At 71.6% G+C, this 19,990-nt stretch carries 18 protein-coding genes and 1 pseudogene; 11 read left to right on the top strand and 8 right to left on the bottom strand.

Annotated elements, in window-relative coordinates; translation table 11 throughout:
* The first annotated feature begins 38 nt into the window (after positions 1-38).
* A complete protein-coding gene (locus tag Aeryth_RS15875; RefSeq protein ID WP_067860665.1) occupies positions 39-953 on the top strand; it encodes an SAM-dependent methyltransferase in 915 nt (304 codons plus the stop codon).
* Here the strand turns inward: Aeryth_RS15875 and Aeryth_RS15870 are convergent.
* The 3 genes from Aeryth_RS15870 to Aeryth_RS15860 are packed head-to-tail and all read right to left on the bottom strand — an operon-like array spanning position 950 to position 4,140.
* Positions 950-1,684, bottom strand: a complete 735-nt coding sequence (locus Aeryth_RS15870) for a thioesterase II family protein (protein ID WP_067860663.1) — start codon at positions 1,682-1,684, stop codon at positions 950-952. The genes Aeryth_RS15875 and Aeryth_RS15870 overlap by 4 nt on opposite strands.
* Positions 1,685-1,687: 3 nt before the next feature.
* The gene (locus tag Aeryth_RS15865) at positions 1,688-2,908 is read right to left on the bottom strand and encodes a cytochrome P450 family protein (RefSeq protein ID WP_067860662.1); all 1,221 of its coding nucleotides are present in this window, start codon (positions 2,906-2,908) and stop codon (positions 1,688-1,690) included.
* On the bottom strand, positions 2,905-4,140 hold the full coding sequence (locus Aeryth_RS15860; RefSeq protein WP_067860659.1) for a class I SAM-dependent methyltransferase: 1,236 nt from the start codon (positions 4,138-4,140) through the stop codon (positions 2,905-2,907). Before Aeryth_RS15860 ends, Aeryth_RS15865 begins: the two co-directional genes overlap by 4 nt.
* Positions 4,141-4,397: 257 nt before the next feature.
* Here Aeryth_RS15860 and Aeryth_RS15855 point away from each other — a divergent pair, with 257 nt between their 5' ends.
* Positions 4,398-6,710, top strand: coding sequence for a beta-glucosidase family protein (locus Aeryth_RS15855; protein WP_236749891.1), 2,313 nt, complete (start codon positions 4,398-4,400; stop codon positions 6,708-6,710).
* Positions 6,711-6,889: 179 nt separating this feature from the next.
* On the opposite strand, the pseudogene erm reads toward Aeryth_RS15855, so the two are convergent.
* Positions 6,890-7,666, bottom strand: a pseudogene (erm, locus tag Aeryth_RS15850) (ErmE/ErmH/ErmO/ErmR family 23S rRNA (adenine(2058)-N(6))-methyltransferase); the annotation flags it as partial.
* A gap of 189 nt (positions 7,667-7,855) precedes the next feature.
* On the opposite strand from erm, the gene Aeryth_RS15845 reads away from it, so the two are divergent.
* The 7 genes from Aeryth_RS15845 to Aeryth_RS15815 all read left to right on the top strand — a co-directional run bounded on the left by Aeryth_RS15845 (position 7,856) and on the right by Aeryth_RS15815 (position 15,246).
* Positions 7,856-9,019 (top strand): cytochrome P450, encoded by a 1,164-nt coding sequence (locus Aeryth_RS15845; RefSeq protein ID WP_202967683.1) that lies wholly within the window; start codon positions 7,856-7,858, stop codon positions 9,017-9,019.
* Between the two features lie 27 nt (positions 9,020-9,046).
* A complete protein-coding gene (locus Aeryth_RS15840; RefSeq protein WP_158509220.1) occupies positions 9,047-9,736 on the top strand; it encodes a 4'-phosphopantetheinyl transferase family protein in 690 nt (229 codons plus the stop codon).
* Entirely contained in the window at positions 9,733-10,473 is a 741-nt protein-coding gene (locus Aeryth_RS15835; protein WP_067860655.1) for a thioesterase II family protein, read from the top strand. Before Aeryth_RS15840 ends, Aeryth_RS15835 begins: the two co-directional genes overlap by 4 nt.
* A 70-nt stretch (positions 10,474-10,543) precedes the next feature.
* A complete protein-coding gene (locus Aeryth_RS15830) occupies positions 10,544-11,980 on the top strand; it encodes an NDP-hexose 2,3-dehydratase family protein (protein ID WP_083516502.1) in 1,437 nt (478 codons plus the stop codon).
* Entirely contained in the window at positions 11,977-13,182 is a 1,206-nt protein-coding gene (locus Aeryth_RS15825) for a dTDP-4-dehydro-6-deoxyglucose aminotransferase (RefSeq protein ID WP_067860653.1), read from the top strand. The genes Aeryth_RS15830 and Aeryth_RS15825 overlap by 4 nt, the downstream gene beginning before the upstream one ends.
* Positions 13,183-13,237: 55 nt before the next feature.
* Positions 13,238-14,650, top strand: coding sequence for a dTDP-4-amino-4,6-dideoxy-D-glucose ammonia-lyase (desII, locus tag Aeryth_RS15820; protein ID WP_202967682.1), 1,413 nt, complete (start codon positions 13,238-13,240; stop codon positions 14,648-14,650).
* Positions 14,651-14,652: 2 nt separating this feature from the next.
* Positions 14,653-15,246: a dTDP-4-dehydrorhamnose 3,5-epimerase family protein gene (locus Aeryth_RS15815; RefSeq protein ID WP_067861931.1), complete on the top strand. Its 594-nt coding sequence runs from the start codon at positions 14,653-14,655 to the stop codon at positions 15,244-15,246.
* Here Aeryth_RS15815 and Aeryth_RS15810 read toward each other — a convergent pair.
* Entirely contained in the window at positions 15,243-16,358 is a 1,116-nt protein-coding gene (locus tag Aeryth_RS15810) for a DegT/DnrJ/EryC1/StrS family aminotransferase (RefSeq protein WP_257721381.1), read from the bottom strand. The two genes, Aeryth_RS15815 and Aeryth_RS15810, sit on opposite strands and share 4 nt — an antisense overlap.
* A gap of 8 nt (positions 16,359-16,366) precedes the next feature.
* The gene (rfbA, locus tag Aeryth_RS15805) at positions 16,367-17,260 is read right to left on the bottom strand and encodes a glucose-1-phosphate thymidylyltransferase RfbA (RefSeq protein WP_067860648.1); all 894 of its coding nucleotides are present in this window, start codon (positions 17,258-17,260) and stop codon (positions 16,367-16,369) included.
* A 446-nt stretch (positions 17,261-17,706) separates the two neighbouring features.
* Between rfbA and Aeryth_RS15800 the strand changes: the two genes are divergently transcribed.
* A complete protein-coding gene (locus tag Aeryth_RS15800; RefSeq protein WP_144433822.1) occupies positions 17,707-18,060 on the top strand; it encodes a hypothetical protein in 354 nt (117 codons plus the stop codon).
* Positions 18,061-18,101: 41 nt separating this feature from the next.
* On the opposite strand, the gene Aeryth_RS15795 is transcribed toward Aeryth_RS15800, so the two are convergent.
* A complete protein-coding gene (locus tag Aeryth_RS15795; RefSeq protein ID WP_236749761.1) occupies positions 18,102-18,416 on the bottom strand; it encodes a nuclear transport factor 2 family protein in 315 nt (104 codons plus the stop codon).
* A 17-nt stretch (positions 18,417-18,433) separates the two neighbouring features.
* Positions 18,434-19,189, bottom strand: a complete 756-nt coding sequence (locus tag Aeryth_RS15790) for an SDR family oxidoreductase (protein WP_067860643.1) — start codon at positions 19,187-19,189, stop codon at positions 18,434-18,436.
* A gap of 64 nt (positions 19,190-19,253) precedes the next feature.
* On the opposite strand from Aeryth_RS15790, the gene Aeryth_RS15785 reads away from it, so the two are divergent.
* Positions 19,254-19,952, top strand: a complete 699-nt coding sequence (locus tag Aeryth_RS15785; RefSeq protein ID WP_067860641.1) for a TetR/AcrR family transcriptional regulator — start codon at positions 19,254-19,256, stop codon at positions 19,950-19,952.
* Positions 19,953-19,990: the final 38 nt, after the last annotated feature.

The raw sequence follows: 19,990 nt of genomic DNA, 5'->3' as shown, positions 1-19,990 counted from the left end.
CGGACGGCGGTCGTCATGAAGAGAGGACATCGAGGGGCATGGCAGCACGACAGAGCATCGTGAAGGACGTTCGTGACGTGGTCCGGTGGCACGTGTGGACGCGGGTGCGTCCGTCCACCCGGACCCGCGTCGCGTACGAGCTGTTCGCCGACGACCACGACGCCACGACCGAGGGCGCCTACATCAACCTGGGGTACTGGGAGCCGGGCTGCAGCAGTCTGGAGGAGGCCAACGAGGCCCTCGCCGACCAGCTGGCGCAGGCCTCCGGCATGGGCCCGGGCGACCACCTGCTCGACGTGGGCTTCGGCCTCGGCGCGCAGGACTTCTTCTGGTGGGAGAGCCGTCGCCCGGCCAGCATCACCGGCATCGACCTGACGCCGAGCCACGTCGCGGCCGCGCAGGAGCGGGCCGTCGCGGAGGGACTGACCGAGTCACTGTCGTTCTCGGAGGGGTCCGCGACGGACCTGCCGTTCGAGGCCGAGCGCTTCGACCGGGTGACGTCGCTGGAGTCCGCGCTGCACTACGACCCGCGAACGACGTTCTTCGCCGAGGCGTTCCGCGTGCTGAAGCCGGGAGGGACGCTCGCCATCGGCGACATCATCCCGCTGGACCTCGACGGGGAGCGCTCGAGCACGCCCCGACTGGCGCCCCAGCGCAAGGGCTCGCTGTCCGGCGGCATGCCGGCGGCGAACTGGGTCCCGCGCGCGGTGTACGCCGAGCAGCTCGAGGCGGCCGGGTTCGTCGACGTCGAGGTGCGCAGCATCCGCGACCGCGTCATGGAGCCGTGGCTGGAGTACTGGCAGCACAAGCTCGCCGAGGACAGCTTCAAGTCGAGCGTCAGCCGGCTCTTCTACTCCCAGGTGAAGCGGTCGTTGACCAGCGACGCCGGCATGAAGGGTGAGCTCCCCGCGCTGGACTTCGTGATCGCCTCGGCCCGGAAGCCGACCGCCTAGTCCAGGAGGTCCTCACGCACGAGGGCGGCCACGGTGTCGACGTGGTCGCGCAGGAAGAAGTGGCCGCCCTCGAGCGTACGGACGCGCCCCGGGACGATGGAGAGCGCGAGCCAGCGCTCGGCGTCGGCGACGGGCGTCAGCGGGTCGGCGTCGCCGCACAGGACGGTCAGCGGGGTGCGCAGCAGCGGCCGCGGGTCCCAGGTGTAGTCGCGCAGGACGCGGTAGTCGGCCCGCAGGGTCGGCAGCGCGTGCTCGCGCAGGTCCTCGTCGTCGAGCACGGTGCCGGGGTCCAGGCGCCGGACCTCCGCCAGCAGGCCGTCGTCGTCCGGCAGGTCCGTGCGGCCCGCGTGCTGCTCCGGTGCCGTCTGGCCGGAGACCACGAGACGCACCGGGGCGTCGACGGCGGCCGGCTCGAGGAGTCGCGTCGCCTCGTAGGCGACGAGGGCGCCCATGCTGTGCCCGAGCACGGCGAACGGTCGGGTCCGCGCCCGCGAGCGCCAGGCGTCGGCCACGACCTCGGCGATCGCCTGGGCCGTGGGCAGCTGCTCCTGCGTGCTGCGGTCCTGACGTCCGGGGTACTGCACGGCCCACAGCTCGACGTCCGGGGCGAGGGCAGCGGCCAGCGCCACGAACGAGTCCGCGGCCGCGCCGGCGTGCGGCAGGCACAGCAGGTCCGCGGACGCCCCAGCCTCGCGGCGGAGGCAGCGTAACCAGCCGTCGGCGTCAGTCACGGCTCACCCGCCGAGACGGACTGGCAGGCTGTCGATGCCGCGCAGCAGCAGCGAGCGACGGAACGCGACCGCGTCGAGATCGGTGGCGTGCACGTCGGGGAACCGCTCGAACAGCGACCGGAGGGCCACCTCGCCCTCCAGCATCGCCAGCGGACGGCCCAGGCAGTGGTGGATGCCGTGGCCGAACGTCAGGTGTCCCTTGGTGTCGCGGCGCACGTCGAAGCGGTCGGGGTCCGGGAAGCGCGCGGGGTCGCGGTTCGCGGCCGCCCCAGCCACGAGAACCATGCTGTAGGCGGGGATGCTCACGCCGTCGATCTCGACGTCCTGCGCGGCGAACCGCGTGGTGGTCTCCGGCGGGGCGTAGAGGCGCAGGACCTCCTCCACCGCGTTCGGCCACAACGTCGGGTCGGCCTTCAGGACGTCCAGCTGCTCGCGGTGGCGCAGCATCAGGTAGCTGCCGATGCCGATTAGGCTCACCGACGCCTCGTACCCGGCCAGCAGCAGCACCAGGGCGACGGAGACGAGCTCGTCCTGGCTCAGGCGGGCCTCGTCGACGTCCCGGGCCTGGATGAGCGCCGACAGCAGGTCGTCGCCCGGCGCGGCCCGGCGCCGCTCGACGAGGTCGAGCATGAAGTCGACCACCTCCTCGGCGGCCGCCCCGCGCGCCTCGGCCCGCTCGGGGTCCATGATGAGGATCTCGGCGCTCCATCGACCGAAGTCGCTGCGCCGGCCCTCCTCGACGCCGAGCAGCTCGCAGATCACCTGGATCGGGAGCGGGTGCGCGAACGAGGCCACCACGTCGGCGTCGGGGGTCTCGGCCATCGTGTCGAGCAGACCGTCGACGATCTGCTGCACGCGGGGCCGCATCGCCATGACCCGGCGCGCCGTGAACTCCCGCGCGACGAGCTTGCGCAGCCGGGTGTGGCTGGGCGGGTCGCTGGTGCCCATGTTGTTCACGAAGTAGTGCTTGGCGCGGTCGCTGAAGCCGAGGTAGGCCGGGAAGTCGACGTCGACGTCGGGGTACTGGGCCTTCGGGTCGCTGCTCAGGCGCAGGTCCGTGAGGGCGGTCCGGGCCTGCTCGTACCCGGTCACGAGCCACGCGTCCTGGCCGAAGAACCGGACGGGCGTGACGGGCCGACGCTCGCGCAGCTGGGCGTACGTGTCGTACCAGTCGACGTGGAAGGCGTCGGAGTCCAGGTCCGGCACCTCCGGCAGCGCCGTCATGACACGACCTCGAACCGCGGCAGGGGGAACACGAGTGATCCGCCCCCTGCCAGGAACTCGGCCTCGCGCTCCACGAAGCCGTCGCGGTAGATCCACGGCAGGACCAGCAGCTGGTCGGGCCGGCGCGCCTTCGCGTCCTCCTCCGAGACGATCGGGATGCCAGTCCCCGGCGTGAACGTCCCCGCCTTCTCCGGGCTGACCTCGCCGATGCACGGCAGGTCCTCCGCGGTCAGGCCGCAGTACTGCAGGATCACGTTCCCCTTGGTGGACGCGCCGTACCCGAGGGTGGTCCGGCCCTGCGCGCGCGACCGGTCGAGGAAGTCCACGAGCCGGTCGCGGTGCTCCTCGGTCTGCCGGGCGAACGTCTCGTACGGAGCCGGTGTCGCGAGCCCGGCAGCGCGTTCCGCAGCCCGGATCCGGTCGAGAGCCTCCGTGTTCGGCGCGTGCGGACCGCCGCGGTGCCCGAGCGTCACCCGGAGGCTGCCGCCGTACACGTCGGTGACCTCGGCGTCGATCACGACGAGGTCGCTCCTCTCAGCCATCCAGTCGAACTGGGCGAGCGCGTAGTACTCCAGGTGCTCGTGGCAGACGACGTCGTACGCGCCGGCGTCGAGCATGGAGGCAAGGTAGCTCTGCTCGGCCACCCAGAGGCCGTCTGGGGCGAGGACGTCGCGCACGTCGCGCATGAAGGCCACCGGGTCCGGCAGGTCGTAGTACATGGCCACGGAGGTCACGATCCGCGCCCGGCGCTCGCCGTACCGCTCCTGGAAGGCTTCGGCGGAGAACGGCCCGGCGACCAGGTCGGCGCCGTCGGGGTACAGGTGCCGGAACTTCTCGCCGACGAGGTCGAAGCCGACCAACGTGGGCGCGTCGGGCAGGTAGGAGCGCAGAAGCGTCGAGTCGTTGCTGCCGATGTCGACCACGAGGTCGGAGGGGCCGACGTCGACCTTGGCGCGCACGGACGCGACGAGCGAGCCGAGGTGGTTGATCATGAAGGGTCGGATGCCCGAGCGGTATCCGTAGCCGTCGTTGAACATCAGCCCGAAGTCTGCGGTGTGGCGGAGCTGGACGAGACCGCAGCCAGGCGGTGTGCACCGGACGAGGTCGAGCGGGACGGACGGCACGGCAGCGTCCGGGCGGTCCGGGAAGACGCTCGTGAGTGCCTGGTCGCCCAGGGACAGGATCGGTTCGAGGTCGGTGTGTCCGCAGATGCGGCAGGCCGAGATGCTCACGTCGACGACCCTACTCGACGCCCGCGCCGCCGGAGAAGCGCGGATTTCGTCCGTGGAGGTGCTCGCGCACGGGTCGGGGCGTCCTTCGGTTGCGTCGCGCGCCGGGCCTGTGGGCACAATGGCACATGCGCATCCTTGGGGGATTGTTCGGGATCATGATGGTGCTGTCAGCCGGTTCGACTGCTGCGGTCGAGGCGAGGCCCGCCGGGCCGGAGGAGTCCTGGGACGACCGGAAGGTCCATCGTCTGGTGACGCAGATGACGGTCGAGGAGAAGCTGTCCTTCGTCTACTGGAACTACAACCTGGACGACCCCTTGGAAAAGCTCTGGCTCCCTGGTGTCCCTCGGCTGGGGATCCCTCAGCTGAGCGGGACGGACGGCCCCGCCGGTGTGACGATCAGTCGTCCGGCCGTCGCCATGCCGGCGCCGGTGGCGCTCGCGTCGACCTTCGACGAGGACCTGGCGCGAAAGTACGGCGAGGTGCTCGGACGAGAGGGGCGTGCCGCGCGACAGGACGTGATCCTCGGTCCTATGGTCAACAACATCCGGGTGCCACAGGCCGGCCGGAACTTCGAGACGTTCAGCGAGGACCCGCTGCTCACGGGCCGCATCGCGGCCTCGCAGGTCCGCGGGGTGCAGAGCCAGGGGCTGATGACCTCGGTCAAGCACTACGCGGCCAACACGCAGGAGACCGACCGCTACACGACCGACGTCGACATCGACGAGCGGACCCTGAGGGAGATCGAGCTGCCCGGCTTCGAGGCGCCGATCCGCGCCGGGGCGTCCTCGGTCATGTGTGCCTACCCGAAGGTCAACGGCACCTTCGCCTGCAGCAACGAGACCCTGTTGACCTCGATCCTGCGTGAGCAGTGGGACTTCGAGGGCTGGGTCATGTCGGACTGGGGCGCGGCGCACGCCACCGAGGACATCGAGGCGGGCCTGGACCAGGAGATGGGGGTCGACGTCAACCCCGACGGCTCGCTCGCGCCCGGAAAGTTCTTCGGCGACGCGCTGGGCAGGGCGATCGAGGAGGGTCGCATCCCTGAGTCGCGGCTCGACACGTCGGTGACGCGCATCCTCACCCAGATGGAGCGGTTCGGGCTGCTCGACGCCGACCCGCCCGCCCGCCCCGAGCGCGACGTCGCGGGTGGCGTCGCGGTCGCGCAGCGGGTGGCCGAGGACGGCGCCGTGCTGCTGCGGAACGAGGACGACGTGCTGCCGCTCGACCCGGACGCGCAGCAGGACCTGGCCGTGATCGGGCCGACGGCGAAGGAACCCAAGGTCACCGGCCTCGGCAGCTCTTACGTCGAGCCCGACTACGCCAACGCCCCGGTCGATACCATCCGCGAGCGGGCCCAGGGCGCCGACGTCACCTACGAGGTCGGGGAGGAGCTGCGGGGGACGCCGATCGGGCCCGACGCGCTCCAGCCCGCGTTCGAGGGCGGGCGCCTGACCCCCGATGCCGGCGGCGTGCTGTACGAGGGGACGCTCACCGTGCCCGAGACCGGCGTGTACCGGCTCGCGGTCCGGATGGACGGCGGCAACGGCGGCCTGGTGGTCGACGGCGCCGCGCCGATCGGTGTCGGCGACGTGTTCGGCCCCCTGACCAGCGTCCCGATCCGCCTGGAGGCCGGAGAGCATGATCTGCAGCTGACGGGGACCGCGCCGCCCGGAGGCGACCCGACCGTCGACGTCGACCTCACGTGGGTCACGCCCGACGCCGCGCAGCAGGCGCAGGACGCCGCCGTCGAGGCAGCGCGCGACGCCGACGTCGCGGTGGTCTTCGGCTACGACGACGGCGCCGAGACGGCCGACCGCACGTCGTTGGGCCTCCCCGGACGCCAGGACGAGCTCATCGCGGCGGTGGCGGCCGCGAACCCGAGGACGGTCGTGGTGCTCAACACCGGGTCGTCGATCACCATGCCGTGGCTCGACTCCACGCAGGCCGTGCTCGACATGTGGTACCCGGGACAGGCCGGTGCCGAGGCGACGACCGCGCTGCTCTTCGGCGACGCGGAGCCGGGGGGACGGCTGACCCAGACGTTCCCCCGCTCGGTCGAGGAGACGCCGGTCGGGGCCGACGCGCGCCGGTTCCCCGGCGTCGACGGCACCGTGCACTACGACGAGGGCATCTTCTCGGGCTACCGCTGGTACGACCAGCAGGACGTCGACCCGCTGTTCGCCTTCGGGCACGGTCTGTCGTACACGACGTTCCGGTACGGGCCGCTCACTGTGCGGCCGGCCCGCGACGGGGGCCTGGTCGCCCGCGTCAAGGTGGCCAACACCGGTGACCGCGCCGGCTCGGAGGTCGTCCAGGCCTACCTCGGGGCCAGCCCGAGGGTCGACCTCCCCCAGGCGGAGCGTCAGCTGGCGGGCTTCGAGAAGGTCCGGCTGGCCGCGGGGGAGTCGCGCTGGGTCACGGTGCGCATCGAGCCGCGCGCCCTGCAGCATTGGGACGTCGAGCGCGACGCCTGGGTGACGGGCACCGGCCGCCGGACCGTGGAGGTCGGGTCGTCCTCCAGGGACCTGCGCCGCAGCGCCGAGGTGATGGTGCGGGAGAAGCGCCGCTAGGCCTGGCCGCCGCGCGGGGGACGGGGGCGACCTCCGCGTCCGTCACCCGTGCGGCGCCCGCCCGCGTCGCGGCGCGGGCCGCCGCCCGCGCGACCGTCCGGCCGGGGGCCTCCGCCTGGGCGGCCGCGCCGCCCCCGCTGGTCGCCCGGTCCGCGCGCGGCGCCGCCACGGGACCCGTCGAGGAGCTGGAACAGCGTGATCCACTGGTCGGGGTGCACGAAGGCGACGATCTCGTCGTGGTGGACGTCGGCGCGCGCGAACGCGCTGTCGACCTTCGAGCGCGGCCACTCCCGGGTCAGCGACCGGTAGAGGCTGCCGCCCTTGCCGACGAAGCCGATCTCCACCATGTCCGCGAAGCGCGACCTCGCCGCCGCGTCGCGCAGGAGGGGCTGTGGGCGGCGGCGCAGCCGCATGATCGCGGAGTGCACGCGCGGCACCGGTGTGAACAGCGTGCGGTCGACCTTGGCGACGTACTGCCACTCGAAGGTCGGCCACGTGGTGACGGTGAGGGCCGTCCACCGTCCGTAGTCACCCGTCCGCTTGCGCGCGAACTCCTGCTGGGTCACGAGGGTCGCCGACGTCAGGGTCGGGGCGGTCAGGCACCAGTCGACGATGGCGGAGGTGATGCCGTAGGGGATCGCGCCGACGAACTGGAACGGCTCCTCGGGGTGAGGCGCGGTCAGGAAGTCGGCGTGGACGACCTCGATGCTCGTCTCCTGGGCCAGGTCGGTCGAGAGTCGTCGCGCGAGGCGCTGGTCCAGCTCGTAGGTGCGTACCCGCCCGGCGCGTCGGGCGAGCTCGCGGGTGAGCAGCCCTTCGCCGGGACCCGCCTCGACGACGAGCCCGTCGGGGTCGACGTCGGCGGCGTCGGCGATGCGCCGGATGGTCGCCGGGTCGCGCAGGAAGTTCTGGCCGAGGACCCGCCGGTCGCGGTCGCGCTGGCTGCGGCCGCCCACCGGCCGCTGCGGGCGACCGGAGGAGGGTCCGCGCCCTCGCGGACGGTCTTGCGGACCTGCCATGGGCTCCTGCTCCTCGTCGGTGCGCCGGCGGGACGGGCCCCGTCGGTACGTCTCAGGATACGGTGGGGACGCGCCGGTCCGACGCGTCGGGCGGTGCGCCTGACGCCGTCAACGCGAGGAGGAGTCGTGTCCCACGTGGTCCCGCCGATGTCCGACGAGAAGGCCCTGCTCGCCTGGCTGGCCGAGATGCGCGCGCACGAACCGGTCTGGCGCGACGAGTACGGCGTGTGGCACGTGTTCCGCCACGCGGACGTCCGCGAGGTCCTGAAGGACACCGCCACGTTCTCCTCCGACCCGAACCGGGTGATCGAGGGCTCCGAGCCGACCCCGGGGATGATCCACGAGATGGACCCGCCGGACCACCGCGCGCTGCGCAAGGTGGTCAGCAGCGCGTTCACCCCACGGATGGTCGAGAACCTGGAGCCGCGAGTCCGCGAGGTCGCACGCGATCTGCTCGACGCGGCCGGACCGCGTTTCGACCTCGTGCAGGAGATCGCCTTCACGCTGCCCGTCACCATCATCGGAGAGATGCTCGGCCTGCCGCGCGAGGACCAGGAGCAGTTCGGCTCCTGGTCGGCCTCCCTCATCGACATCCAGATGGACGACCCGACCGACCCGGCCCTGGCGGAGCGCATTGCGGCGATCCTGGATCCTCTGACGTCGTACCTGCAGCGCCTGTGCGCCGAGCGCCGCGCCGCGCCCGCCGACGACCTGGTGAGCAAGCTCGTCCTTGCAGAGGTGGACGGGCGCGGGCTCGACGACGTGGAGGCGGCGAACTTCTCGACCGCGCTCCTCCTCGCGGGCCACGTCACCACCACGGTCCTGCTCGGCAACATCGTCAACACGCTCGATGAGCATCCCTGGGCTTGGGATCTCGCCCGCGAGCACCCGGACCGGATCCCCGCCATCGTCGAGGAGGTCCTGCGCTTCCGTCCACCCTTCCCGCAGATGCAGCGCACGACGACTGCCCCGGCGCGGGTCGGCGGCGTGGACCTCCCGGCCGACGTCATGGTGAACGTGTGGGTGCTGTCGGCCAATCGCGACCCGGAGGCGCACAAGGACCCCGATCGCTTCGACCCCGACCGCGGGGTGCGCGGCGCGGCGCAGCTCTCCTTCGGCCACGGCATCCACTTCTGCCTCGGGGCACCGCTCGCGCGCCTCGAGAACGTCGTCGCGCTCGAGGAGATCGTCCGGTCCCGCGGCCGGCTCGTGGTCGACCGCGAGGACCCGTCGTTCGCGATGTTCGACCAGATCGTCCTCGGGGTGCGCACCATGCCGGTCCACGTCTAGGTCGTGGGTCTCGTCGGTGCACGTCCCGTGGGGGACGGACCGCTGCGTCGGCTCCTCGACGCCCGCCTGGTCGTCGGCGAGGCGTTCGCGCACGGGGACGAGGACGGCCTCACCCCGGCGGAGCGCCTTCTGGTCGTGGGGGCCGTGCCTGCGCGCCGACGTGAGTTCGCCGCGGGGCGCCGTCTGGCGCGCTCGGCGCTTGACGAGCTCGGCGTCCGCGCCGACTCGATCCTCTCGGGACCGCGGGGCGAGCCGATGTGGCCGGTGGGCGTCGTCGGAAGCATCACCCACTGCAGCGGCTACGTGGGCGTCGCGGTCGGCCGCCGCACGGAGGTGCGCGCCGTCGGGATCGACGCCGAGCCGGACGAGCCGCTGCCCGAGGGCATCCTGCACAGCATCGCCGACCCGACGGAGGTCTCGATGGTCGCGGACCTGACGGCGAGCGCTCCCGGACCTGCATGGGACAGGCTCGTGTTCTGCCTCAAGGAGGTGGTCTTCAAGGTGTGGTACCCGCTCGCCGGGAGCTGGCTCGACTTCGACGACGCGGCGGTGGTGGTCGACCGGGGCTCGGCGACCTTCCGGGCGACGTTGCTGCGCCCGGCTCCCGAGCTCGCCGCGCTCGGGCTGCCCTCGACGTTGCAAGGGTCGTGGGTGCGGCACCGGGGCATCCTGGTGGCCGCCGTACGCATCGACGACCTCCAGGGGAGCGCAGGATGATCGACCGCGGTGACGACGTCTGGTTCCGAAGGCTGAACGAGGGGCAGCGCGACGCGCCGCTGTTGTTGGTGCTCCCGCACGCCGGCGGGTCTGCCACCTACTACCGGCCGCTCGGTGCCCTGCTGCCGGAGCTCGAGGTGCTGGCGGTGCAGTACCCGGGCCGCCAGGACCGGCACCGGGAGGCGCAGCTGCCGTCGATCGAGGCGCTCGCCGAGGAGGTCTCGACGCGACTCGCCCCCCGTGCCGCGGCGCGGACGCTGGTGCTGTTCGGTCACAGCATGGGCGCGGTCGTGGCCTTCGAGGTTGCACGACGGCTTGAGGGTCGGGGCACGGCGGTCGCGCACCTCGTGGTGTCCGGCCGGGGTGCGCCGGGGTGGTCGGAGGCGGCGCCGGTCACGCTCGACGACGACGCGCTGCTGACCGAGCTCCTGCGCCTCTCGGGGACCGACGTCGCGGTGCTGGACGACCCGGAGATCCGCGCCCTGGTGCTGCCCGCGGTGCGGGCCGACTACCGCATCGTCCGCGCCTACCGCGGGTCGGCGGACGCCGTCGTCCAGGCCCCGCTCACCGTCATGCACGCCCGCGACGACCCGCTCGTGCCGGCAGACGCGGTTGCCGGATGGCGGCGGAACTCGCGCGGAGCGCTGACGGAGCTCACCTTCCGCGGCGGCCACTTCTACCTCGTGGACCAGGTCGCCGAGGTGGCGGAGGTGCTCAGGCGGGCCGCGACGGGCTAGGATCGACGTAGTTCTCACGGGCCAGGACGACCAGCACGATCCGACCAGTGGAGGAAGGGGGCGTCCACCGATGGAGCACGCGCCGACCTTCGTGGACACGGCTGCCGCGGGACGCGGAGCCGTGCTCGATCGAGAGCGCGCCGATCCGCGCGACGCCTTGCTCGGCTGGCTCGCCGAGCGTGCCGCGGCTCGCGACCTGCAGGTCGAGCGGACCTCGTTCGCCGACCTTGAGCACTGGAGCCTCGACGGCACGCACGGAGCGATCCGGCACGATTCCGGCCGGTTCTTCTCGGTCGAGGGGTTGGCCGTCTCGACGAACCACGGGTGGCGGCGCGAGTGGTCGCAGCCGATCCTGCTGCAGCCGGAGGTCGGGTTCCTCGCCCTGCTCGTGCGGGAGGTCGACGGCGTCATGCACGCGCTCGTCCAGGCCAAGGTCGAGCCCGGCAATCTCGGGAAGGCGCAGCTGTCGCCGACGATCCAAGCGACGCGCAGCAACGTCCTCGGCGTGCACCGTGGCCACGCGGTGCGCTACATCGAGCACGTCAACGGCACGGCTCCGGGCCACGTGCTGCTCGACGTCCTGCAGTCCGAGCAGGGGTCGTGGTTCCTGCGCAAGCGCAACCGGAACCTCGTCGTGGAGGTGCAGGAGGACGTCGAGCTGCACCCGGACTTCCGCTGGACGCCCCTGTCGGTGCTGCGCTCGGCGCTGCTCGTCGACAACGTTGTCAACATGGACCTGCGCAGCGTGATCTCCTGCCTACCGACCACCGGACGCCTCGGCCCCGTCGACGACGGCGGCCCCGTCGTCGACGAGCGCGTGCAGGCCCTGCGCCGCTCCCTCGCGGCCCGACCGGAGCCCGACCACGCGCTGCGCCGGTGGGTCACCGACATCCGGTCCCGGCGCGAGCTGGTGCAGCGGCTGCGCCCGCTCTCCGACACGGCGTCGTCCGGCTGGGTCCTCGGCGAGGACGCCATCGAGCACGTTGACGGCAAGTACTTCTCCGTCTTCGGCATCACGGTCACCGCCAGCGGACGCGAGGTCGGCTCGTGGTCGCAGCCCATCGTCGCCGCGGCGAGCCCGGGGCTCCTGGCCCTGCTCGTCACCCAGGTCGACGGTGTGCTCCGCGCCCTGGTGCAGATGCGCACCCAGGCGGGCGGCTTCGAGGTCGCCGAGCTCGCACCGACCGTGCACTGCCAGCCCGCGAACTACGCCGACCTGCCCGAGTCGGCCGCGCCCCCGTACCTCGACGTCGTCGCGACGGCCGACGAGGGATCGGTGCTGTACGACTCGTGGCAGTCCGAGGAGGGCGGACGCTTCCACCACCTCCAGAACCGGTACGTCGTCGTCGAGGTGCCGCCGTCCTTCGACACGTCGCAGACCCCGGAGCACCGGTGGGTGACCCTGGGCGAGATCGGCGACCTGCTCACGCACGAGAACTACGTCACCATCGAGCTGCGCACGCTCATGGCCTGCGCGCTCGCCCTCGCACAAGGGGAGCACCCGTGAAGCGCACCATCGACGACCTCGCCGTCTTCGGGGGGCCCGCAGCCTTCCTCAACACCGTCACCGTCGGTCGCCCTTCGATGGGGGACCGTGAGCGCTTCGAGTCGCGCATGGCCTGGGTGCTGAACAACGAGTGGCTCACGAACAGCGGCCCGTTGGTCAGCGAGTTCGAGACCGCCGTCGCCGAGATCGCCGGGGTCAGGCACTGCGTGGCCACGAGCAACGCCACAGTGGGCCTGCAGCTCGCGATGCACGCGGCGGGGGTCCGCGGCGAGGTCATCATGCCGGCCATGACGTTCGCGGCGACGCCGCACGCCGCTAGCTGGATCGGTCTGGAGCCGGTCTTCTGTGACGTCGACCCGGTCACGGGGCTGATCGACCCCGACGACGTGAAGCGGCGCATCACCGAGCGCACCGGGGCCGTCGTCGGCGTCCACCTGTGGGGCCAGGTCGCGCCGGTCGAGGAGCTCGACCGACTCGCGCACGACCACGGCCTGGTCATGCTCTACGACGCCGCCCACGCCCTGGGGTGCACGCGCGACGACCGGCCAGCGGGCAGCTTCGGCGACGCCGAGGTCTTCAGCTTCCACGCGACCAAGGTGGTCACGTCCTTCGAGGGCGGGGCCCTGGTCACCGACGACGCCGCGCTCGCCGCGCGGGCCCGGAGCATGCACAACTTCGGCCTCGGCCAGGGCGGACGGGTGGAGCACGTCGGCACCAACGCGAAGATGAGCGAGGCGTCGGCCGCCATGGGCCTCACCTCGCTCGACGCGTTCGCTGAGGTCTGCGAGCACAACCGCCGCAACCACGAGCTGTACGCCGAGGAGCTGCGCGGCGTGAAGGGCCTGCGGCTGCACGAGCTCGACCTTGAGGAGCGCAGCAACTACCAGTACGTGATCGTCTCGGTGGATCCCGCGCACACCGGGATCGACCGCGACGAGATTATCAGGGTGCTCGCTGCCGAGCAGGTGGTCGCGAAGCCGTACTTCTCGCCGCCGTGCCACCTCATGGAGCCCTACCGGACCGAGACCCCCCAGCGCATCGAGAGCGCGGAGTGGCTGGCGGCGCAGGTCGTCGCCCTGCCCACCGGGCCGGGGGTCTCGGCCGAGGACATCCGCAGGATCTGCGACGTGCTGCGGCTGGTCGTCGCCGACGGGGAGCACGTCGCGCGCCGGCTGACCGCAGCGAGGAACGCACCGAGCTAGGGCCCCGGACAGGGGCACGTCCACACCTATGGAGACATCGATGAAGGTTCTAGACGTGGCACGACCCGGCGTCGACCACCACACGGCACGCGACCTCGTCGCCGAGCGACTCCGCTCGATGGGCGAGGACGGGGTCGAGGCGAAGGCGGCACACCTGGCCGCCCTCGTCTCCCACTACGGGGCGCACCCGTTCACCCCGCTGGAGCAGATGCGCCAGAGGCTCGGCCTGGACCGCGACGAGTTCGCGGCCGTGCTGGAGGTGTTCGACCGCGTGCCCGAGCTGGCGCTGGCCGTGGAGCACGGCCCGGCGGGCAAGTACTGGAGCAACACGATCAAGCCGCTCAACGAGGCCGGTGCGCTCGACGCCGCCGTCGAGCGACGCTTCGCCTTCCCCGTGAGCGTCGGCCTGTACCCGGGCCCGACGTGCATGTTCCGGTGCCACTTCTGCGTGCGTGTGACCGGGGCGCGGTACGCGGCGGACTCCCTCACCCCCGGCAACGAGGTCCTGGCCTCGGTGATCGACGAGGTGCCGAACGACGGTCGCACGACCATGTACATGTCCGGCGGGCTCGAGCCGCTGACCAACCCGGGTCTGGGCGAGCTGATCACCCGCGCCGCGAACCGCGGGCTCGACCTGACGATGTACACGAACTCCTTCGCGCTCACCGACGCGACCCTGTCGCGGCAGCCGGGGGTCTGGGACCTCGGGGCCCTGCGCACCTCGCTCTACGGCCTGAACGACGAGGAGTACGAGGAGACCACCACGAAGAAGGGTGCGTTCAGCCGCGTCAAGGCCAACCTGCAGCGGTTCATGCACCAGCGACAAGAGCGGGGCAGCGACCTGCGGCTCGGCTTCAACCACATCATCCTCCCCGGCCGCACGGGGCGGCTGATCGACCTCGTCGACTTCATCGCCGAGCTGAACGAGTCCAGCCCCGACCGTCCGCTCGACTTCGTCACCGTGCGCGAGGACTACAGCGGTCGCGACGACGGCCGGCTCGACGAGCAGGAGCGAGACGAGCTCCTCCACGGTCTCGACGCGTTCATGGAGTACGCCGAGCGGCACACCCCGGGGATGACGATCGACCTCGGCTATGCGCTGGAGAGCCTGCATCGCGGGGTCGACGCGGAGCTGCTTCGGATCCGGCCGGACACCATGAGGCCCACCGCGCACCCGCAGGTCGCCGTCCAGGTCGACCTGCTGGGCGACGTGTACCTGTACCGGGAGGCTGGCTTCCCCGACCTCGACGGAGCCCACCGCTACATCGCCGGGCGGGTCACTTCCGATCACAGCCTGCACGACGTGCTGCGCGAGTTCGTCGAGTCGGGGCGCGAGGTGGAGCCGGCTCCCGGCGACGAATACTTCCTCGACGGCTTCGACCAGTCGGTCACGGCGCGGTTGAACCAGCTCGACCAGGATGTCGCCGATGGGTGGGGACGCTTCCGCGGGCTCGTCAGGGCGAGCTGACGGTGCGGGCACGTCAGCTGCGCGTCGCTGGAGGGTGGGAGTTCACGCCGACGGTGCACCACGACGCACGAGGAGTCTTCGCGTCTCCCTTGCAGGAGGAGGCGTTCGTGGCGGCCGTCGGGCACCCGTTCCCCGTGGCGCAGACGAACCACATCGTCTCCGACCGCGGGGTCCTGCGCGGTGTGCACTTCACCGCGTCGCCCGGTCAGTCGAAGTACGTCCACTGCGCCGCCGGTCGGGCGCTCGACGTCATGATCGACGTGCGCACGGACTCGCCGACGTTCGGCACCTGGGAGGCTGTGGAGCTCGACCCACGGCGATGCAACGCGCTGTACTTCCCGATCGGGACCGCGCACGCCTTCATGGCGCTCGAGCCCGGCACGATCATGTCCTACCTCGTGAGCACGCCGTACGATGCGGAGCTCGAGCTGGCGATCGACCCGTTCGACCCCGAGCTGGCCCTCCCGTGGCCGGCTGACGTGCCGGCCCTGCTGTCCGGTCGTGACGAGGTGGCGATGTCCTTCGCCCAGGCCCGCGCCGGAGGGCTGCTGCCACGGTCGGGTCCGAGGATGGTGGCAGAGGGCGTCGAGCCCTAGGGTCGCGCCGCGAGCACGGCGACCAGGTCGGCCACCCGTTCGGCAGCCGGGAGCGGGAGGTGCGGGCCCATGGGCAGGCTCAGCACTTCCCGGGCCAGACGTTCGGCGTGCGGGAGGGAACCGGCTCGGTGTCCGTGGTCCGCGTAGGCCGCGCTCAGGTGCACCGGGGTCGGGTAGTGGACGAGGGTCTCGACTCCGTGACGGGTGAGCTCTCGCTGCAGCGTCTCCCGGTCGTGGCAGCGGACGACGAAGAGGTGCCAGGCAGACCGGCCCTGGTCGTGCGGGGGGAGGCGGACACCAGATGCCTCCTCGAGCCGGTCGAGGTAGAGCGCGGCGATGGTCGCGCGGCGAGCGTTCCATGCGTCCAGCAGCGGCAGCTTCGCGCGCAGGACGGCCGCCTGGATCTCGTCCAGGCGACTGTTCGTGCCTCGGACCTCGTGCACGTACTTGGCCACGGACCCGTAGTTGCGCAGGAGGCGGACCCGTCGAGCCAGGTCGTCGTCGGCGGTGACGACGGCCCCGCCGTCACCGAGAGCGCCCAGGTTCTTGCCCGGATAGAAGCTGAAGGCAGCCGCGGTGGACCCGGATCCGACGACGGCGCCGTCTCGTCCGCGGGCACCCGTGCTCTGAGCCGCGTCCTCGACGAGAGCGAGACCGTGACGGTCGGCGACCCGGCGGATCGCGGCGAGATCGGCGACCTCGCCATACAGGTGCACGACGAGGATGGCGGCCGTCCGCGGCGTGATGGCGGCCTCGACCGCCTCGACGTCGACGAGGTAGCCGTCGGGTGACGGCTCCACGGGCACGGGGCGGGCTCCGCAGCGGGAGACGGCGAGCCAGGTGGCGATGAAGGTGTGGGCGGGGACGACGACCTCGTCACCAGGACCGACGCCCAGTGCGGTCAGACTGAGCTCCAGCGCGTCGCAGCCGCTGCCGACCGTGACGCAGTGCGCGGCAGAGCATGCCGCAGCGAACTCCGCCTCGAACGCCTCGGTCTGGGCGCCGAGCAGGTAGCGCCCGGACGCGAGGACCCCGCTCACCGCGGCGTCGATCTGGGGACGAAGCTCCACGTAGGCCGCGTCGAGGTCGAGGAACGGGACGTCGATGGTCATCGGCCTGCTCAGACGCGGTAGGGATCGTGGGCGTCGTCGCCCTCGTCGAGCAGGGCGCGCAGGTAGGGTCCGTAGGTGCTCGAGGAGTGCCGCTCGGCACGCTCGAGCAGCTCAGCGTCGGAGAGGAAGCCGACGCGCCAGGCCACCTCCTCGGGAGAGCCGACGAGGGTCCCTTGACGCGCCTCGATGGTGCGCACGAAGTTCGAGGCATCGTTGAGCGAGTCGAAGGTGCCGGTGTCGAACCATGCGGTGCCGCGGGGGAGGACCTCCACGTGCAAGCGGCCCTCCTGGAGGTAGAGGCGGTTCAGGTCAGTGATCTCGAGCTCACCTCGGGCGGAGGGCACGAGAGTCTTGGCGTGCTCGACCACGTCGTCGGGGTAGAAGTACAGACCCGGCACCGCATAGGGCGAGCGGGGCCGCTGCGGCTTCTCCTCCAGGGAGATCGCCCGGCCGTCCTCTCCGATCTCGACGACCCCGTAGGCCTGCGGGTTGGAGGTGCGGTAGCCGAAGATCGCCGCCACCTCGGTCTGGGTGTGTCGGCGCAGCTGGTAGCCCATGCCCGTCCCGTGGAAGATGTTGTCGCCCAGGACCAGCGCCGCCGGCTCCTGGCCGAGGTGCGACTCGCCGATGAGGAAGGCTTGGGCGAGGCCGTCGGGTGTCGGCTGCACCGCGTAGCTCAGGTTGACCCCGAAGGCGCTGCCGTCGCCCAGGAGACGCACGAACAGCTCTGCCTCGTGCGGACTCGTGATGATGAGGATGTCGCGGATGCCCGCGAGCATCAGGGTGGACAACGGGTAGTAGACCATCGGCTTGTCGTAGACCGGCACGAGCTGCTTGCTGATGCCGCGTGTGATGGGATGCAGTCGAGACCCTGTGCCCCCGGCCAGGATGATTCCGCGCATGTCTCGACCCTAGCGGTCCTTCTTCGCCCGCGGGGCGGTGGAGAAGGGCGCGGTCCCTGGAGCGCGACCAGGCGGGTGTCCGACCTAAGCTGGTCGCGGGGTCCTCGATGCACTCGGCGTGAGACCGAGCGCGCCGGTGGCAGAGGAGTCCGGCGGTCGCACGGACGGAACGCGCATCCAGCCCCGTCCATCAGCCCGCGAGGCCGTCCGGTCCCCGCGGGTCGACAGCGTCCCGCAGCGTGGCGAGACACGTCCGTCGTCGGATGCCGGGTTCATCGCCCGCGCCTCGTCGTCGGGCCGGGCGTCGGCGCACGATCGGAGGTGGCGTTCGACGACACGGTCGGTCTGGGCGTCTGGGCGTCTGGGCGTCTGGGCGGGCCTGCTCGTGCTCGTGTCGCTGCTCGGTAGCACCCCGGGGACACCCGATCTCGCTCGTGCTCAGCTGCGTGGCCGCGGTCCCCGAGGTGGTCGGGTGCTGCTCGATGGCGCTCCTCGTCGCGAGGCCGACCAGCGCCACACCGCCGCTGGTCGCGGCGTATCTGCTGGTGGGCCTCGAGGACGACGACGACGGCGACTCCGGGGTGGCGCGACGCTGGCCCGACGCCGGTCTCGACTGCGGGACGTTCGTCCGTCGCGTCGAGGACGGGGGTGGGTGCCAGGGCAGGCACGCGGACGGGTTCTCCGGCTGCGCGCGCGAGTCGCAGTCGGCGTGGAGCGTCCGGCGGCCCCGTCTGCTGGCCGACGGCACCCTCGACGTCGCGATGTGGCCGGGCCTGGTCGACGTCGACTGGCTGTTCTGAGCCGACGCCAGGGCGCGTCGTCGCTCAGCCCTCGCGGATCGTCATGCGGGTGAGCCGTCGCCCGCCACCTCGAACGCGAAACGGGAGCGACCGTTGGCGTGGGTCGAGCGCCAGTCGCCCACGACCGTGACGTGGCTGTCGTCCTGGATGCTGACCTCCTCGACGGTCAGGATGCCCTGGGAGCCGATGAACTCCCGAGCGCTCCAGGCCTTGATCTCGTCGCGACCGGTGAAGGTGCGACCCCAGTCGTCGACGACGGCGCCGGCGGCTAAGGCGTCGAGGAAGCCCTCGTCGTCGTGGCGGTTGACGGTCTCCACGAAGGAGGCCACGGGCTGGGGCAGGTGCGGTGCGGTCATGGGGGGTCTCCTCAGGGTCAGCGGGTCGTGTATCCGCCGTTGGCGAAGATGGTCTGGCCGGTGATCCACCAGCCCTCGGTCGCGAGGAAGCGGACGATCGGGGAGATGTCCTCGATCTGCGTCAGCTGGCCGCCCATCGCCTGCGACCGGTGGAACTCGACGCGCTCGGGCGTCTCCTGGCCGTAGAAGAACGGGGTGTCCATCGGGCCCGGCGCGATGGCGGTGACGGAGATCCCTCGCTCGGCGAACTCCTTCGCCGCGGCGCGCGTGAAGTGCTCGACCGGCGACTTGCCGCCGGCGTACGTCGAGTAGCCGTCGGTGAAGGCGCCGAGGAGCGACGTGACGATCGTGATGACCTTGCCGCCGTCGGCGACGTGCCGTCCGGCCTCCTTGATGAAGAAGTACGCCGCCTTGCTGTTGATGTCGAACATCGCGTCGTACTCGGCCTCGGTCGTGTCCGCGATGGGCTTGCGCAGCACCTTGCCGACGGTGTTCACCGCGACGTCGACGCGCCCGAGCGCCGACTCGGCGTCGGCGAACAGCCTCGCGACGTTGTCGGGGACGGTGAGGTCTCCGGTGAGGATCACGCCCTTGCCGCCCGCGGCCTCGACCGCGGCGAGCGTCTCCTCGGCGTCGGCGCGCGTGGACGCGGAGTTGTAGTGCAGGGCGACGTTCGCGCCCGCCTCCGCGGCCTGACGGCTGATGAGTCCTCCGAGGTTCTTGGCACCTCCGGCGACGAGGACGGTCTTGCCCTCCAGCGTGTGCGTGGACATGGTCACTCCTTCTATGTCGAGTGAATAGGAACATGTATCAGCGATACACGAGTACTGTAGCGACATGACAGAAGAAGTGCGAGCCGATACACGGACTCGTCTTCTCGACGCGGCCGCCGAGATGATCGCGAGCGCACCCGGCGAGGAGGTCTCGCTCAGGGCGGTGTGCGCTGCGGCCGGCGTGCAGATGCCGACGCTCTACCACTTCTTCGGCAACAAGCAGGGCCTGACCGACGCCGTCGTCGAGCGTGGGTTCGACCTCTACCTCGCCGAGAAGTCGGCCGGCGAGAGCACGGGAGACCCGATCCAGGACATCCGCGACGGGTGGGACGCCCACGTCGCGTTCGGCCTGAGGAACCCCGGGTTCTACACGCTCATGTACGGGAAGGTCCGCCCCGGCTACTCGCCGTCGGCGCAGGCCCGGCCGAGCGAGCTGCTGCGCGAGCTGACGAGGAAGGCGCACGAGCAGGGACGACTCTGCACGACCCCGGAGCAGGCGGCAGCGCACGTGCTCGTCACGAACATCGGCGTCACCCTCCGCCAGATCGTCCTCGCGACCGAGGACCGAGATCTCTCGATAGCCGTGCGCGAGGGAGTGATCGCCGCCATCACCGGCTCCGCGAGCTCGTCGCCGTCCCTCCAGGCCGACGTGCGTCGCGTCCTCGAGCACGCCGTGACGCAGCGTGACCTCCTCGGAGGGGAGGAGACGGCGCTGCTCACGAAGTGGCTGAGCCGTCTCCTCGCTGTGGGGTCGGACGGCTGACTCCTGCATCGCCGACGGTGCGCCCACCCCATCGCCGG

The sequence above is a fragment of the Aeromicrobium erythreum genome (assembly GCF_001509405.1).
Lineage (GTDB): Bacteria > Actinomycetota > Actinomycetes > Propionibacteriales > Nocardioidaceae > Aeromicrobium > Aeromicrobium erythreum.
Note: the sequence above shows the minus strand (reverse complement) of the source record. Positions and strands in the feature narration are given on the sequence as shown.